Origin of the sequence: Alicyclobacillus fodiniaquatilis (genome assembly GCF_042678105.1) — a bacterium.
Classification (GTDB): Bacteria; Bacillota; Bacilli; order Alicyclobacillales; family Alicyclobacillaceae; genus Alicyclobacillus; species Alicyclobacillus fodiniaquatilis.
Map to the genome: position 1 here is coordinate 68,987 of NZ_JBHUCX010000018.1, position 16,186 is coordinate 85,172.

Below are 16,186 nucleotides of genomic sequence, written 5' to 3' on the forward strand. Positions count from 1 at the left end.
ACTTAAGGGGGCAAATTCGTTGAGCAAGATCAAAAAGACAACACTTTCGACAATTGCTGTGGCAGCATCGGTTGCTATTGTGCTGACTGGGTGTGGCAACTCCACATCTTCGAACAACAACAGTGGCTCAAGCAACAATGCTGCTGCAGGCAAGCCTGTCAACGGCGGCACACTGACGATGGCCGATACGACCAAATGGGAAGATATGTTTATCCCGTATTTGAATGACGCTTCGCCGACATTCGCCATGTGGGAACTTTCCTTTGAGCCCTTGATGTCCTATGACAAGAACTTGAACCTCACGCCGAACATCGCCAAGTCATGGTCCTATTCCAAAAACAAAAAAACTTTGACCATCAAGTTGGATCCGAATGCGAAATGGTCTGATGGCAAGCCAATCACATCGGATGACGTATTGTTGTTCATGAATTTCATCGCTTCGCCAGCATACAACAAGACCTTCCAAGGTGACTATGGCTACATGGTGCAACCGGTTGTCGGTTCCGCTGATGTGATGAGCGGCAAAGCTAAGTCATTTGCCGATACGGGTGGCTTTAAAAAGATCAGCAACACGGAGTTCCAATTGAACTTCACGAACGTTGATGCTGCTGTGTTGGCTGCCGATGTGTCGAGCTACACGCCGTTGCCGTCGCACATTCTCGGTAAAATTCCGTTCTCCCAATGGCAGAACATGTCGTTTGATAAAGTGCCTACGGTCGTGGACGGCGCATTCATTCCGAAAAAGGTCAACGGCCAAAGCAGCATCACGTATGATGCCAATCCGAACTACCTGCACGGCAAGCCGCACATTGCGCACGTTCAATTGAAATACGTATCTGAGGATGTTTTGCCGAGTTTGATTGAAAATGGTCAAATTGACATGAACATCGAAGGCAACAACTTGGATACCAATTCATTTGTCAAGATGGAAAAGGATTCAAATCTTTCAACTGAAGCACAACCGGCAATGTCCTATGGCTATGTCGGCATGAAGTTGAACGAATCGAAGTTCAAAAGCGTGAAGCTTCGCCAAGCGATGAACTATGCAGTCGACAAACAGGCAATCATCCAGGGCGTCTACAAAGGCTTGGGCAAACCGGCTTACGGTCCGTTGCCGTACTTTGACTGGGCAGCTGCACAACCTTCAGATGGCATGAACACATACAGCTATAATCCGACGAAGGCAAAGCAATTGTTGAATGAAGCTGGGTTCACGATTCCAAAAGGCCAGAAGTACCGGATTGACCCAGCGACGGGCAAAACGGCAAAATACACGTTGGTTTATTCCAGCGGTAGCGCGGAAGTACAGTCCATCTGTACAGCAGTTGCTCAAAACTTGCAAGCGGTCGGTTTGGATGTACAACTCGGTACGCCGCTTGACTTCAATGTCATGCTCACCAAGTTGGAAAACAACTCGCCTGGTTTGGATATGTTTTTCTTGGCCAATGGTGTCGGCACGGATCCAGATCCGCGTGGCACATGGGGCTCGAATGACCCGCAAAACTTTGGCCGTTGGGTCAATGCGAAGAACGACGCTTTGATTGCGGAGACCTACAGTGCGAAGGCATTTAACAAGACTTATCGCAAACAGGCGTTTATCAAGTGGCAGTTGAACGTGAACCAGCAAGTGCCGCAGTTGTTCCTGTATGATCGCGATGACACGTGGGCATACAACAAGAACGTGCACATTCCTGCTTCTTCTTGGATTCCTGGCGGCTATACAGGCATTCAAAACTGGTGGATCAGCCAATAATGACAGAGAAATGATTTCGGCGGTGTCGGAGGCGGGCGTCCCCAAGTCCGACACTGCTCTTTAAAAAGAGGTGAATTTATCATGGGGACCTATATTATTCGCAGGTTACTCGGTATGATACCCATGCTGTTGGCAATTACAATCTTTATCTTCCTCATGATGCACGCAGCGCCAGGTAACGCCATCGAAAGTATGATCAATCCTAAAATCCAAGATATTCAAGCTTTAAAACAACAGTTAATTCAAGAAAACGGATTGAATAAACCATTATATATTCAATATGTTGACTGGCTTTGGAACTTTATTCGCGGCGATTGGGGTTACAGTTTCGCGCAACACGTTCCAGTCACGCAACTTGTCTTGCCAGCGCTTGGCAACACACTCATCTTGGCCGCACTTGCAGAGGTCTTCATTTTGATTATCGGTGTGCCTTTGGGCATCATGCAAGCGCGTAAGCCTTACTCGACATTCGACAACTCGGCATCTATCGTGAATATTATTCTCTTCTCGGTGCCTTACTTTATTATTGCGATATTCTTAATTTATCTGCTAGCCATTAAGCTGAATGTCTTTCCATCGCAAAATGCGATTGGTTCCGGCCCAAATGCGGGTTCTGTCCTTGACCATCTGTATCACGCGTTTTTACCGGCGTTTTCCATCGCACTTGCTTCAAGTGCTGTATACAGCCGTTATACACGAGGCTCCATGTTGGACATTGCTCGGCGTGATTTTACTCGCACAGCGCGTGCGAAAGGTCTGCCGGAGTCCGTTGTCTTTCGCAAACACGTCTTTCGCAATGGGATGATTCCGATTATCACGCAGTTTGGTTTTGACATCGGCGGCTTGGCCGGTGGCGCCGTGATTTTGGAAGGGTTGTTCGCCTACCAGGGAATGGGATATGTGACTCTGCAAGCGGCCCAACAGCGGGATTACAACGTCATCATGGCGACGAGTCTCATCATCGCTGTCTGCGTTTTGCTCGGGAATTTGATTGCGGACATTCTATATGCAATGGTGGATCCGCGTATCCGCTACGACTAAGAGGGGAGGGGACAAAGTTGGCGGTCAATGTTTCAGTTTCCAAGGACAAAGAAAAAGTGGTTCAGGGCAGAAAAACAAAAAGCCCGAACCGTTTGGCATTTGAACGATTTATGCATAACAAACTGGCAGTCGCAAGTGTGATCATCCTTGTGTTGATTGCACTCATGAGCATCTGCGCGCCGCTCTTGACGCATCAGAGCGCTTGGCAGACCTCATTGTTGCAAACCGATTTGCCGCCTTCCATCCATCACCTGTTGGGGACGGACGACGAAGGAATTGACCTGTTTGCGCGCGACGTTTACGGTGGCCGCGCCGATTTGCTCATCGGTTTTGTCGATACCATCATCATCATGGCTATCGGCATCATTCTGGGGGGATTGGCTGGCTATTACGGGGGCTGGGTAGATGCTGTTATCATGCGGGCTTGTGACTTTATGTTCAACTTCCCGTTCATTCTGCTCATCATCGTCATCGTGGCCATTTTCAACGTGTCGAACATATGGTTGCTCATTCTCGTCATCGCGTTCACTTCGTGGCCGGGCATCACTCGTTTGGTGCGGGGATTGTTCTTGAGTATTCGGGAAAGTGAATATGTCTTGGCGGCGCAAATCTCTGGCGCAAACGTGTGGCGGATCATCTTCCGGCATCTGTTGCCAAACAGCTTAGGGCCATTGGTTGTGAACGCCACTTTGTTGATGGCTGGCATGATTGGTGCGGAAGCGGCACTCGCCGTTGTCGGTTTTGGGGTTAAACCACCGTCTCCTTCGTGGGGGAACGTGTTGTCCGGCGCTTTGAACTTCTTGACGCTGCAGACGGAGCCGTGGGTTTGGATACCGCCTGCCGCACTGATTACGCTCACCATTTTGTGCATCAACTTTATTGGTGATGGATTGCGCGACGCATTTGATCCGTCATTCGTAAAATAATCGTATATCTCCAGTTGAACGTTCTGGGCTGCCTGTTAAAGGCAGCCTTTTTTGTCGCAGCACAGTTGTCAATGTATGGATTCTTCATTTTCTAAGGGCACAAAATCATGCAGGGGGATGTCGCTGGCAAAGTGGCGGTGGCGAATACACTCATAATCGATGTTCAGTTTCATTTCATTTGATAACGGCGTTGTGGTGGAGAGCAGAATTTCCTTCACTTCGTTTGTGGCGACATGACATACATGAAACCGATGGCCTTGAAATGACGTGACGGCTTGCAACGGCTTCTCGTGGATATGTATTTGGATTCGCACATTCAGAGCCGGGCCTGTGCCATAATTGCGCACCTGCAGTCGATATACGCCGGATGACGCTCTTTCTACATCATCTAAGGAGAGAATGGGAAGGAATGAGTCACGTTGGCTCCTCCGTAATTGATACAAGGAACAGATGGCCATGGCCAGTGTACCCAGGGATGACACAATGGTCGCACATTCAATCATGTCCAATGTGTGCCACAATATCGGTTGAGTCTCCTTTCGCGCTTCTGCGGTGAGTATGTTTAATTTGCGCAACCTGCATTGAACTATGAGTTCAGCCTGATGTAACTGAAACAGGTGCGTTTCACGCGCAAATGTTGCCGATATCCGTGCATGTTTTTCCTTCTGCCGCGCACTTTATGGGTGTATGCTCGGAAGGAGAATGTCCATGTACGGCAGTATCGTGTCCCTGATTCCGTTTTTTGTCGTCATCCCCATTGCACTGTGGACAAAGCAAGTGATTCCAGGTCTTGGCGTGGGTTTGTTGATAGGTGCATATCTGGTGCATCCATCCTTGTTTGGCGGGTTGCAGTCAGCGATTACATATGTCGTAAAAGAGGCGGCGACGAGCAGCAATTTAAACCTCGTATTGTTCCTTTACGGGTTTGGCTCATTTGTCGGACTCATACGTGCGACTGGTGGTGTTACAGGGTTTTCCGCGTGGGTCACCAAGCGTGTCCAGACAGAACGCGGCGCTTTCGGGTTGACATGGGTTTCCTCCCTCGCCACGTTCATGGCGCCTGATTTTCGGATTATTACCATCGCGCCAGTGGTGAAGCACGTCTTTAACAAACTGGGTGTCAACACGCAAAAAGTCGCTTATGCAATTGATGTCACTTCTACTCCATTGTGTGCTGTGGTGCCGCTGGGTACCGCATTTGTCGGCTATATGGTCGGTTTGATGCACACGTCGCTGGATCACACCTCAAGCACTTATACGCCTTACCGTTTGTTTGTCAGCAGCATTCCCTTCAATTTCTTTGCTTGGGTGATGTTGGCCGTGGGGTTTGTCATGACGTTTTTTGTTGGCAAACGGCACGAAAAATCCGCCGAGTCGACAGAGCGCGCGGATACAATCCAAGCGCATCGGCGCAGATTGTCGAGTGTGCGCCATGCGGGCGCCATGGTGACGGCGGAGACAGGCGCAATTGGCGGCGTGGCTCGCGGCGTGATCAACCACAAAAAAACAAAAGATCACCACGACAACGAAATCCCTGATCCGATGGAAATTGTTTCTGGTCGCGTGCAACCCAGCGCCGTCAATTTGATCGTGCCCCTTTGTGTTCTTCTGTCGTTGACATTGGGCCTGACATACTGGTCTGGATATAGCAATGGCGGACGTGGCGCATTTCAAGCATTGGTTCAGGCAAACGCGTCGGCCGCGATGTTGCAGGCGTTGGTGGTCACTTTGTTTTTTATGTTTGTCTTTTACGCATTCCGGCGACAGCCCATCAGTCGGACCATGTTTGGCTTTATGCAAGGTGGCAATGAAATGATGTCCGTCATTGTGCTGCTGGTGTTGATTTGGGCAGTTTCAGCCGTGTCTAGTGATTTGGGCTTTTCGCAATTCTGTCAGCGAGAAATCACGCGCTTTGTGCCACAGATGTTCATTGTGCCTGCGCTGTTCGTGTTTGGCTGTGTTATTTCCTATTTTATTGGCTCATCGTTCGGCACCTGGGGTATGTTGATGCCACTGGGCTTTTCGCTTGCTGCTGGTGGAGCGGGCAACTTGCCGCTCATTGCTGGCGCAGTGTTTGCCAGCGGGACGTTTGGCGGGTTTGCCTCACCGCTAAGTGACAATACAGTGGCAATGGCTACAATGATGAAATTGCCTGTCATGTCCTATGCCAATTACAAAACAAAAAGTGCGGCGCTTGCCGCAGGTATTTGTGTGGTCTTGTATCTGCTGTTTGAGTGGCTTTTTTAGCCAAATGTGCGCACGAGCTGGGGCATTTTTCACGGTAGACGACTTGCCCCAGCTTTTGTAGTTGCAGTATCTTTAAAAGGTTCACGATTTGTAGGGAAAGGAGGAAGCAAGATGAATACGAAATCACTTTTAAGGGATTTCATCAGTCGCAATAAATGGGCTTACCTAATTTCTATTCTTGCAATCATCATCTCTGAGTTTATCAATGTGCAGTTTCCCAACATCCTAGGCGACTTCACCAATGCACTGCAAGCGCATCGACTCACGTATCACAGTATCCTTGTGTATACCGGGCTGTTGTTTATCGTCGGCGTTGTCTACGTGCTGTTCTTTGCGACGGGGCAGTATCGCAACGGCAAGCTGGCGCGGCAATTTGAATTTTTGCTCCGCCGTCGCTTGTTTGAGCACTGGGAGCGCTTGTCGACCGAATACTTTCGCAGACACAGCATCGGGGATTTGCTCAATCACGCAATGAATGATGTGCGCCAGGTGCGTGAGGCAGTCTCATCTGGTTTTAACCAACTGACGAACGCCATCTTTTTGATGGTTGCAACGTTGGTGATGACGCTGAGTACCGTCAGTTGGAAATTGACTTTGTTCAGCGTGATTCCACTCTTGTTCATTCCGTTCTTCATCGTCTGGTTTGGACCGCAGATTCGCAGTTCGTCCCGTCGTGTGCAAGAAGGGTTGTCGGATATGTCAGAGTTGGCAGAGGAAAGCATCAGTTCCATCCGGCTCATCAAGGCGACGGCGAATGAGGAGATTGAGGCCAACCGCTTTCGCGAGCGTGTGAACGAAATTGTCAAGCGGCAGATGGACATGTTCCGTCGCAGCGCCACGTTTCAGGCGGTCATCCCGACAATGAGTTCACTGAGTTTTGCCATCGCGCTTCTGTATGGCGGCTATTTGACGCTTTCAAAGCAAATTGAATTGGGTTCCTTCGTCGCTTTTACGCTGTATTTGGGTATGTTGGTGCAACCGGTGATGCAAATCGGGTTTGTCATCAACAACTTTCAGCGGGCCTCAGCTTCGTTGATCCGCTTGCAGGTGCTGCTATCCGAAAAGCCAAGCATTGCTGATGTCGAACATCCAGTGGATGTAAATATTCAAGGAGACATTCAAGTCAATGTGTCTGGATTCCGGTATACGGATGCGAAAGATGTGGCGTTAAGCGACGTGTCCTTTGAGCTGAAGCGTGGTCAGACACTGGGCGTTGTGGGACGCACCGGCGCCGGGAAGACGACGTTGGCAAACTTGCTGCCTCGCATTTTTGATCCTCCGGAACATAGTATCTTTGTCGATGGACACGATATTCGCGATATCCGGCTTGCGACCTTGCGGGAGGCAATTGCCTATGTGCCGCAGGATGGATTTCTCTTTTCCACCACGGTTGGTGAGAACATCTCCTTCGGGAAAGCGGATGCCACACAAGAGGAGATTGAAATGGCCGCCAAACAAGCTTGTGTCTATGACGACATCATGGATTTTCCCGAGCAGTTTGACACGGTCATTGGTGAACGGGGCGTCACTTTGTCTGGGGGACAGCGGCAGCGAACGGCCATCGCTCGCGCGTTTCTCAAACAATCGCCCATTCTCATCATGGATGACAGCCTGTCGGCCGTGGACATGAAAACGGAAAAGAAAATCATCGATGCGCTTGAGCGCGTCCGGCGGGATCGAACAACCATCATCATTGCGCATCGCCTGTCAGCTGTGCGACATGCAGACTTGATTCTCGTCCTGGAAGAGGGACGGGTCGCTGAGCGCGGTACACATGAAGAGTTGCTTGCACTTGGCGGTTTATATGCAAAAACGTATCAAATGCAGCAAGAGGGGGCGCCGCTGGAACAATGAGCACAACCCAACCTGAATCATCTCGTACATCTGGTATGGTCAGCCTAGCTCGTCTGTTGCCATATGCTCGACCTTATCTTTGGCATTTTGTGCTGGTGCTGGTCTTGGTCGTGATTTTTAACGCAACCTCTGTTTTGCAGCCTTATCTGGTCAAGGTGGCGATTGACAGTGACATTTCAAGCAAACACCCGAACTACCATGGGCTGATTGTCATCTCCGCCGTCTATATCGGTGTGGTCATCATCGGTGTAGCTGCCAACTTTGCGCAAATGCTGTTGTTGCAGTTCGCCGGTCAAAGCGCCATCAAAGCGATACGTATCGCTTTGTTCGAGCACATTGAAAAGCAGGCCATGCGCTTTTTTGATCAGCGGGCGATTGGTCGATTGGTCACAAACGTATCCAACGACACGGAGACCATCAGCCAATTTTTCACCAATTTCTTTTTGAGCTTGATTCGCGACGGATTGTCACTGGTGATGATTATCTTCATGATGTTCCGGCTCGATGTCCGCATCGCCAGCTATGCGATGGTCCTCATTCCCATCATTTTTGGGATATCACTGGTCTTTCGCGGGCAGTTGCGACGGGCTTATCAGGCGACGAGAACGCGGTTATCCACATTGAACGCGTTCTTGGCGGAAAATCTCGCGGGGATGCGCATCATCCAGATGTTTCACCAGGAACGTCGCCAACAACAGGCGTTTCTCGCCTTGGATGTGTCGCATCGGGACGCCAACATCAAGGAGTATCTTACGTCAGTTCGCTTTAATCGTTCTTTGGAGATTTTGGGAAATCTCGCGATTGCTGCAGTCGTGTGGATTGGCGGCGAGGCAGTTTTGAAAAACGCCATTGACTTTGGAATACTGTATGCATTCATTCGTTACATTCAACAGTTCTTCCAGCCGATCAACTCCATCACCCAGAACTGGAACACGCTTCAGTCATCGATGGTGGCGGCGGATCGAATTGGTTCAGTGCTGGTGATTGAGCCGGAAATTCAAGATTTGCCGGCAACGGTTTCAATAGATACTGGACGAATTCAAGGACATGTCGCGTTTGAGCATGTCACGTTTGGCTACCTGCCAAACCAGCCGGTGCTCAAAGACATCAATTTCACAGTCGAGCCTGGGCAGTTTGTCGGTGTTGTCGGCGCCACGGGCGCGGGCAAAAGCTCTGTCATGAGTCTCTTGACCCGTTTTTACGAACCACAAGAGGGCGTCATCACATTAGATGGAAAGCCCATTCAGCAATACAAGCAAAAGGACCTGCACGCTTTGATGGGCATTGTGCAGCAGGAAGTTAGTTTGTTCACAGGAACTGTGTTGGATAACATTCGCTTGTTCCGTGAGGATATACCGGAAGAAGTGGTATATCATGCGGCAAAGGTGGTCGGGGCGCACACGCTCATCGAACGTTTGCCTGATGGATATCACACACAGTTGTATGGCAAAGGATCCAATCTATCAATGGGAGAACGGCAACTGATCTCCTTTGCGCGCATTGTCGCTTTGGATCCACGTGTGTTGATTCTCGATGAGGCGACTGCCAGTCTTGACAGTCACACAGAAGAATTGGTTCAACGGGGACTCACCGCGGTGGCGAAAGCGCGCACGACATTGGTGATTGCGCATAGACTGTCGACCATTCGCCAAGCTGACAACATTCTCGTCTTCGACAAAGGGAATCTCGTTGAACAAGGCACACACAGTGAACTGGTCAGTTTAGGCGGTTTATATGCACAATTGGACGCAGAGAGTGGCATAGAACTGCCGTACTCCTCTTGAGCAACTGTGCTATGATGTGTTTGTTTCTAAACATCGTAAGAGATATCATCATGGTTGCTTGACGTGAAGGGGAGTTATTGTAAATGCTGAAACCACGGTCCGTTCGCGAAGTGATTCAAGCCGGCTGGTTTTTATACCGTCGGCGGTTTCGCTTCGTCCTAACGGCTTCTTTGTCTATTTTGTTCCCATATGCCATGATTGCGGCCTATGTTCAGGCGCATTTCACGATGTTGTCGTCTGATGAAATGCAGCAGTTGATGACGGATGTCGGGTCAAATGCGCAGACCAGCTCACTTTTAAGTGTGTTGCCGCATGGCAGTGAGATATGGTTTATCGTCTTGGGCTTGATGTACATGTTGCTGGTGGTGCCGCTTTTGCAGGGCATTTTGGTTCATATGACGGCGCAGATCATGCTGAAAAAGCAAGACGTGACAGTGAGCGAGGCCGGCAACTTGGCATTTCGCCGTCTCTTGCCCAATGTGGGCACACTGGTGCTGGTTGGATTGATTTACGTCTTCTTCATCGCGGTATTTACGTTGATCATCTTCCTGATTTTCTCTTTGCTCGGCAGTGTGTCACAGGCGTTGGCGTCCGTGATCGTGGTGCTCGGCAGCATTGCGCTGTTTATCGGCGTGATTTGGTTTTTGCTGCGCGTGTCCATGGTGTCGCTTGTGGTGGTGGAGGAACACCGCAGTTTTTTTGGCGCCATTCGCCAATCATTTCGTCTAACACGTGATCAGGCAAAGCGATTGTTTGGCTTTTTCGTCATGTTGTTTCTCATTTGTCTGGTCATTGAGACTTTCCTTTCATTGATGGGGAGTGTTTTCTTTCCCAGTGCAGGCGGCGGTTTGATGATTGATTCGCTCATCAGTATTTTCCTGACGCCGTTCGCGATGCTGTGTATGTCTGTGATGTATGTCGATTTACGCATCCGCAGAGGTGAATGAGGTGAACGCTTGAGGTGGTTGCGCGGCGTTGAACGCCTTTTCCGACTTGAATTTTTGTTGCTGCTCATCTGGCTATTGGTCTTCGCGGTTCGCGCTGGCTGGCCCATCGGGGATCCAGATACACCATGGCACATTGCGACAGGTCAATATATTCTGGCGCATCATCGGATTCCCACGACAGATCCGTTTTCCTGGTCTATGCGCGGTCAGCCTTGGGTCACACAAGAGTGGCTGTTTGAAGTCATGTTGGCTTGGCTCTTGCAAACATTTGGGTTTGCTGGAGCCTGGTTTCTAGAGGTTTTTTTGCAAACCGTCACGGTGCTCGTATTATATCAGGCCTGTTGTGTCCTATCGCGCGGTCAGCGGGTGTTTTCTGCCATTGCAGCAAGTCTGGCTGTGGCCGCAGGTCTCTCCTTTTGGGTGTTGCGCCCACAGTTGATTTCCTATACGATGTTCGCGCTGTTTTTTTGGATCATCGTCCACGTTCAACGCGGCAAACTGAAAATGCTTTGGCTTGTTCCTCCGCTCGTATGGATATGGGCCAACGCCCATGCTTCTGTCAGTATTGGCATCCTCATGTTGGTGTTTGAGGTCATTGTCAGTTTCGTGCCGCGCGTTGGGCGACTCGATAGGATGCCATTGCCGTCGCGCGCTCGAGGATACTTGCTGTTGACGGCAGCCGTATCGGTTATGATCGGTTTCCTCAATCCAAATACATATCACGAATTCACGTATGCGCTTCTGTCCAACAACAATTTGATGGTCAGCAGCATCAATGAGTGGCATTCGCCTGATTTTCATTCACAGTACTACAAGTATGGCGTCATTCCGTTTGTGGCCGCCGTGTTGTTGCTGGTCATCATCAGAAAAAAGCCATTGCCGCTCAAATATCTGTTGTACTTTGGCGGCAGTTTGGCATTGACGCTGGTCTACCAACGATTCATGCCCTATCTCGCGATTGCTGGCGCACCGCTGATCGCCCTGATGACAGCCGACTGGCTGCGCGGATTGCAGCGCCCGATGCGGGTGCTCCGGTATGTGTATGCGATTTTGATGATAGGGGCCGTCGTAGACTTTTCGACCCAGATGCCCTCTTTGCGCGGACCGATACAAGATCATTTAGATCCCCAGGCATACCCCATCGACGCTGTGAAATATCTAAAGCGTCACAATGTTCCTGGGCCGCTGTTGAACGCATACGACTTTGGCGGGTATCTGATTTTGAATCACATCCCGACGTTTGTCGATGGAAGAACCGATATTTTCTTGCACAAGAACGTGTTTGCCGACTACATGGATTTGCAAAATTTAGCCTGGGATGCGCCGGAACTGCTGGACAAATATCACTTTAAATCGGCCTTGTTGCCCTATGGCTATGCGCTGACCGTCTATCTGACCAACAGCCCGGATTGGCATATTGTGTACAGCGGTCCAAATGCAGAGTTATTTGTGAAAAACCAAAGTTCATAAAATCGTGACGGACGAATGCCCAATGTGCTGCTTGTTGCATAGGATACACAGACTTATTGGCGGCAGGGAGTGAACGAAATGCGCGTCCATCGCGTTATACAAGGTGAGACATTACGCGACATTGCGAAACAGTACGGCGTATCCGTGCGTGACATCGTGCATGTGAATGAACTTTCGTCCCAGAACGTGATCGTCCCTGGACTTGGATTGTTGATCCCGACGAGAGAAGGATTTGCCGTTCAGTCGTATGTGATTCAACAAGGAGATACAGTTGCTCAAATTAAGCAGAAATTTGGTGTGTCCGATGAGATCTTTCAGGCTTGGACGGGGCTGAAGGCCAGCCAGACGTCATTGCCTGTAGGGACGCGCATTTATTTGCCAGTGCGCTCTGCATCAAAGCGAGCGATTGAAGTGAATGGGTATTTGACGCCTTCAGGCACTACCTCAGACGAAAATATCTTAGCAAACGATTCTGACGCGACGTACGTCAGCGTGTTCAGCTATCAAGCGCGCGCAAATGGGACGTTAGTCCCGCCAAAGGACAGTACGGCGTTGGTCACCGCGAAACGCTATCAAATCCAACCCTTGATGACAGTCACGAATTTTGACGGAAACACATTCAGCACGAGTCTGGCCCATACACTTTTGGCCAACGCTTCATTGCGCACGAAATTTATCAGTCAGATTTTATCCACATGCACGAGTAAAGGATATGCTGGTGTCAATGTCGATTTCGAACATATGCAACCGGCGGATCGACCGTTGTACAATCAGTTTATTCTCGATCTTCGCGATGCGGCGCACGCGCGGAAACTGACGGTGTCCATCGCCATGGGGCCAAAGACGGCTGATAATCCGAATCAGTCGTGGATGGGGGCGTTCGACTACAAGACCCTTGGGCAAGAAGTGGATTATCTGATGCTGATGACCTATGAATGGGGATGGGTCGGCGGACCACCGATGGCCATCGCGCCAGTCAATCAAGTTCGAAGTGTGCTCGATTACGCGACATCTGTCATAGATCCACAAAAAATTCTCATGGGCTTGTCCCTTTACGGCTACGATTGGCCTTTGCCGTATGTGCAAGGGAAGACGCGCGCCAGTGGGATCTCCAATAACGATGCACAGAATTTGGCAGTGACCGAACAATCGACGGTCAATTGGGATGTGGCGTCTGCATCGCCGTGGTATGAGTATACCAGCGGCGGGATAGAACATCGTGTTTGGTATGATGATCCATTGAGTGCGGCCATCAAATTGTCATTGGTGAATGAATACAACTTGCGAGGCGTAACTTTGTGGGTGTTGGGGAACGAGTTTCCACAGCTTTGGTATCTGCTGCAAGATCAGTTCACAGTCAAAAAGCTATAGGAGTTTATTGGAAAAAATGAAAGGTTACAGCCGGATTTGACGTGAGGGTTTTGGCAAAATCCTCACGTCTTTCAATTTATATGTCCACAATCGCCCCGTACGATCTCGCTACAGCGAGCGCTTGCGTCATATCTAATTTGACGCCGTGCAGGTCTATGTCACGAAAGTTGACACCATCCGTGCGTGCATCCCGCAAATCAGCGCCTTTTAGTTTTGTCTTTGTCAAGGTTGCCATAGACAGGTTGGCGTGGCGCAAATTGGCGCCTTCGAGGTTACAGGCGTACAAATCCGCATAATGTAAATTCACGTGCTGCAAGTTGATTTTTTTGAGCATTTGCAGGCGCAAACTGGTATACGACCAGTCGCCGCCATCGATGGTGACGCTGCTCATGTTGGCTTGATCAAACCGCGAACCGGTCATCTTACATTCGCGAAAACTGACCATGAACAAGTTTGCGACATAGAAGTTGCAGTTTAAAAAGGCGCTGGTCTGGTGAATGGAAGCGTTGAGTGTCGCCGCCTGAAAATCGCAATGGGAGAATTGGCAACGTTCGGTCTCTATTTCATTTAAGCGCAGTCCGCGAAAGGAACAGTTGTGAAAACGGCAAGCTTTGAATGTGGCGGTGGAGAAGCCGTCATCGTCAAAAACAACATCGGCAAATGTCTCGTTCTGGAATGACTGCATGAGGCACCCCCATTCCCAGTGAAATGTTTTGAAGAAGCAACCCGATAAAACCCATTGTCCAATCATAGCATCGCAGGTGATGTTGGATCAAAGATTAGAAAGATTTTCCTGGTGCATCGGACAGGCTATATTGACGGCGATGGGTATAATTTTCACCGGGAATATCCGCTTTTAAAGTGATATACTGGCCAGGTTCATATTGTGCGATGGCTTTACCGTCTTGTGGACGCAGATAAAAGGACGTGATGACGTCGCTCTCCTGTTCTTTTTTGAAAACGATAAATGGACGAAAACCAGACCAACCGCCGGACATTGTTTCAGTCTGTTTATACATGTCATGCTCAACACCGATGAAAGCGTCAGCGATGAGGCCATAAGCTTCTGCCCACGCATTGATGATTTCGTCTGTTGCTGTGTCGCACAGCACATCCTCAATGGCCTGAAGCAGATTTTCGCCAACGATTGGATAATGCTCAGGCAATACGCCGAAACCGCGATGTTTGTATGCAATTTTTTTCACGGCTGGCAAACAACCGTTTATAGAATCGGGATATAATTTGTTCACCGTGCACTTCCAGCACTGGAACAGTTGATTTGATCACATTTCTCGTCGCTTCACTCAGCATGGTTGTAACCTCCGTGTCCGATACTTGTGAGAGCCGTTGATGTACATCAGTGATTGATTCGACGTCATTATAAGTCATGTTTTTGTTTAAAGATATATTTTAAATACATCTTTATTGGTAGCTTTTTGTCGATTTGAACGGTGTGGATGACGGAGAATAGGCCACACCTACCGAGTGCAAAAACAGTCACTTCAATTTAGAAAGGTTGCGTGAAATAAGGTGAATTTAACGCTTTTTACCGACTATTCCTTACGAGTGTTGATTTATCTGGCGACACAAGAGGAGAAAAGGCTGGCGAACATCCAAGAAATTTCAGATGTTTATCGAATTTCCAGCAATCATTTGATGAAAAGTGTGCATAAATTGGGGAAACTTGGCCTCATCGAAACGATTCGAGGCCGCAATGGCGGAATCCGCTTGGGTAAGGATCCGAGTGAAATCAACATCGGTTGGGTCGTGCGTCAAACGGAGGAAAATTGGAATCTTGTCGAGTGTTTTGACACAGAGAATGGCAGTTGTGTGCTCGATCCCAGTTGTCGGTTGAAGCATGTACTGCGACAGGCGCTCAATGCCTACCTGGCTGTGCTGGATGCGTATTCCTTGGCTGACTTGGTCGTTGATCACGCCGCGTTGCGCCGATTATTCGAACAGGGTCGACCTTGAAATCGATCCTCAAATGTAAGGCGAGAGGTGAAATGTAGTGTGTTTGTGAAAGGGATTATCGCTTGAAGTGACGAATAGTATGCCAAATGGTCAGTCGAATTGCGACGTTGGTGGTCATTCATACCTCCAACGTGCGCAAATGAATCGTGGTGGATCCATGAAACCAGTGTTGAGTCAACGCCATTGTTGAATTTCCGATTGTTTTTTGTATGCAAATCACCAGGGCTTGTTGGTTGTGATGAAATCAGCCAGTTGTTGGCTTTCATCACGCCGCTGTCGGCGCCGGGCTGTGCGTTTGATTGCGGTCTCGTGTAATTTGCGTTCTTCTTCTGTTTCTGGAACCACTTCTGGCACTTCAATCGGAACCTTTTGTTGGTCTAGGGCGACAAAGGTCAAGAATGATGTCGCGGCAATCCGCCGTTCACCTGTCAGTAAATGCTCGGCGATGACTTTTACGAACACTTCCATTGATGTGCGTCCAGTCCATGTGACAAAAGATTCTAGGCAAACCGAGTCTTCCATCCCAATAGGGGACAAAAAATCGACCGAATCTGTCGATGCTGTAACCACTGGATTGCGTGCATGGCGCGTGGCGGACAGGGACGCACAATCATCTATATACGCCATCAATTTGCCGCCAAATAGCGTATTGTGCACATTTGTGTCTGGCGGCAGGACATGGCTGGTTTTAATGACGCGCGATTCTTTGCAGAATTTTTTCTCTCGATGCATATGGGGACACCTCGTACCCTACTCAAGCGTTTGCGATACGCTAGATGAAATGTGTGCAGATTGCGCAGATGACGTCTGCATCAATGT

The 16,186-nt window shown here is 49.3% G+C and carries 13 protein-coding genes and 1 pseudogene; 10 read left to right on the forward strand and 4 right to left on the reverse strand.

Annotated elements, in window-relative coordinates:
• Window positions 1–19: 19 nt before the first annotated feature.
• The 3 genes from ACFSB2_RS05795 to opp4C all read left to right on the forward strand — a co-directional run bounded on the left by ACFSB2_RS05795 (window position 20) and on the right by opp4C (window position 3,720).
• Window positions 20–1,753 (forward strand): ABC transporter substrate-binding protein, encoded by a 1,734-nt coding sequence (locus ACFSB2_RS05795; protein ID WP_377942095.1) that lies wholly within the window; start codon window positions 20–22, stop codon window positions 1,751–1,753.
• 81 nt (window positions 1,754–1,834) lie between these two features.
• Complete coding sequence (locus ACFSB2_RS05800; protein ID WP_377942096.1) at window positions 1,835–2,794, forward strand: ABC transporter permease; 960 nt, start codon at window positions 1,835–1,837, stop codon at window positions 2,792–2,794.
• A 17-nt stretch (window positions 2,795–2,811) separates the two neighbouring features.
• On the forward strand, window positions 2,812–3,720 hold the full coding sequence (gene opp4C, locus ACFSB2_RS05805) for an oligopeptide ABC transporter permease (RefSeq protein WP_377942097.1): 909 nt from the start codon (window positions 2,812–2,814) through the stop codon (window positions 3,718–3,720).
• Window positions 3,721–3,788: 68 nt separating this feature from the next.
• On the opposite strand, the gene ACFSB2_RS05810 is transcribed toward opp4C, so the two are convergent.
• Entirely contained in the window at window positions 3,789–4,241 is a 453-nt protein-coding gene (locus ACFSB2_RS05810) for a hypothetical protein (RefSeq protein WP_377942098.1), read from the reverse strand.
• A gap of 187 nt (window positions 4,242–4,428) precedes the next feature.
• On the opposite strand from ACFSB2_RS05810, the gene ACFSB2_RS05815 reads away from it, so the two are divergent.
• The 6 genes from ACFSB2_RS05815 (at window position 4,429) to ACFSB2_RS05840 (ending at window position 13,393) form a co-directional block, all read left to right on the forward strand.
• Window positions 4,429–5,967 carry a Na+/H+ antiporter NhaC family protein gene (locus ACFSB2_RS05815; protein ID WP_377942099.1) on the forward strand — a complete coding sequence of 513 codons (1,539 nt, stop codon included), beginning with the start codon at window positions 4,429–4,431 and terminating at the stop codon, window positions 5,965–5,967.
• Between the two features lie 111 nt (window positions 5,968–6,078).
• Window positions 6,079–7,821 carry an ABC transporter ATP-binding protein gene (locus ACFSB2_RS05820; protein WP_377942100.1) on the forward strand — a complete coding sequence of 581 codons (1,743 nt, stop codon included), beginning with the start codon at window positions 6,079–6,081 and terminating at the stop codon, window positions 7,819–7,821.
• On the forward strand, window positions 7,818–9,605 hold the full coding sequence (locus ACFSB2_RS05825; protein ID WP_377942101.1) for an ABC transporter ATP-binding protein: 1,788 nt from the start codon (window positions 7,818–7,820) through the stop codon (window positions 9,603–9,605). The genes ACFSB2_RS05820 and ACFSB2_RS05825 overlap by 4 nt, the downstream gene beginning before the upstream one ends.
• Window positions 9,606–9,688: 83 nt before the next feature.
• Window positions 9,689–10,552, forward strand: a complete 864-nt coding sequence (locus ACFSB2_RS05830; RefSeq protein WP_377942102.1) for a hypothetical protein — start codon at window positions 9,689–9,691, stop codon at window positions 10,550–10,552.
• A gap of 9 nt (window positions 10,553–10,561) precedes the next feature.
• Window positions 10,562–12,022: a hypothetical protein gene (locus ACFSB2_RS05835; protein WP_377942103.1), complete on the forward strand. Its 1,461-nt coding sequence runs from the start codon at window positions 10,562–10,564 to the stop codon at window positions 12,020–12,022.
• Between the two features lie 78 nt (window positions 12,023–12,100).
• Window positions 12,101–13,393 carry a glycosyl hydrolase family 18 protein gene (locus ACFSB2_RS05840; protein WP_377942104.1) on the forward strand — a complete coding sequence of 431 codons (1,293 nt, stop codon included), beginning with the start codon at window positions 12,101–12,103 and terminating at the stop codon, window positions 13,391–13,393.
• Between the two features lie 76 nt (window positions 13,394–13,469).
• On the opposite strand, the gene ACFSB2_RS05845 is transcribed toward ACFSB2_RS05840, so the two are convergent.
• Complete coding sequence (locus ACFSB2_RS05845) at window positions 13,470–14,078, reverse strand: pentapeptide repeat-containing protein (protein ID WP_377942105.1); 609 nt, start codon at window positions 14,076–14,078, stop codon at window positions 13,470–13,472.
• 97 nt (window positions 14,079–14,175) lie between these two features.
• A pseudogene (locus tag ACFSB2_RS05850) lies at window positions 14,176–14,704 on the reverse strand (globin domain-containing protein); the annotation flags it as partial.
• 219 nt (window positions 14,705–14,923) lie between these two features.
• Here ACFSB2_RS05850 and ACFSB2_RS05855 point away from each other — a divergent pair.
• Window positions 14,924–15,367 (forward strand): Rrf2 family transcriptional regulator, encoded by a 444-nt coding sequence (locus tag ACFSB2_RS05855; RefSeq protein WP_377942106.1) that lies wholly within the window; start codon window positions 14,924–14,926, stop codon window positions 15,365–15,367.
• Between the two features lie 216 nt (window positions 15,368–15,583).
• Here ACFSB2_RS05855 and ACFSB2_RS05860 read toward each other — a convergent pair whose 3' ends face one another.
• Window positions 15,584–16,099 (reverse strand): acyl-CoA thioesterase, encoded by a 516-nt coding sequence (locus ACFSB2_RS05860; RefSeq protein WP_377942107.1) that lies wholly within the window; start codon window positions 16,097–16,099, stop codon window positions 15,584–15,586.
• Window positions 16,100–16,186: the final 87 nt, after the last annotated feature.

What these genes read in the sequence shown, in the direction of transcription:
- ACFSB2_RS05800 (WP_377942096.1), top strand. Translation starts at nt 1,835, where the DNA reads ATGGGGACCTATATTATTCGCAGGTTACTCGGTATGATACCCATGCTG.
- ACFSB2_RS05815 (WP_377942099.1), top strand. Translation starts at nt 4,429, where the DNA reads ATGTACGGCAGTATCGTGTCCCTGATTCCGTTTTTTGTCGTCATCCCC.
- ACFSB2_RS05820 (WP_377942100.1), top strand. Translation starts at nt 6,079, where the DNA reads ATGAATACGAAATCACTTTTAAGGGATTTCATCAGTCGCAATAAATGG.
- ACFSB2_RS05825 (WP_377942101.1), top strand. Translation starts at nt 7,818, where the DNA reads ATGAGCACAACCCAACCTGAATCATCTCGTACATCTGGTATGGTCAGC.
- ACFSB2_RS05830 (WP_377942102.1), top strand. Translation starts at nt 9,689, where the DNA reads ATGCTGAAACCACGGTCCGTTCGCGAAGTGATTCAAGCCGGCTGGTTT.
- ACFSB2_RS05840 (WP_377942104.1), top strand. Translation starts at nt 12,101, where the DNA reads ATGCGCGTCCATCGCGTTATACAAGGTGAGACATTACGCGACATTGCG.
- ACFSB2_RS05845 (WP_377942105.1), bottom strand. Translation starts at nt 14,078, where the DNA reads ATGCAGTCATTCCAGAACGAGACATTTGCCGATGTTGTTTTTGACGAT.
- ACFSB2_RS05860 (WP_377942107.1), bottom strand. Translation starts at nt 16,099, where the DNA reads ATGCATCGAGAGAAAAAATTCTGCAAAGAATCGCGCGTCATTAAAACC.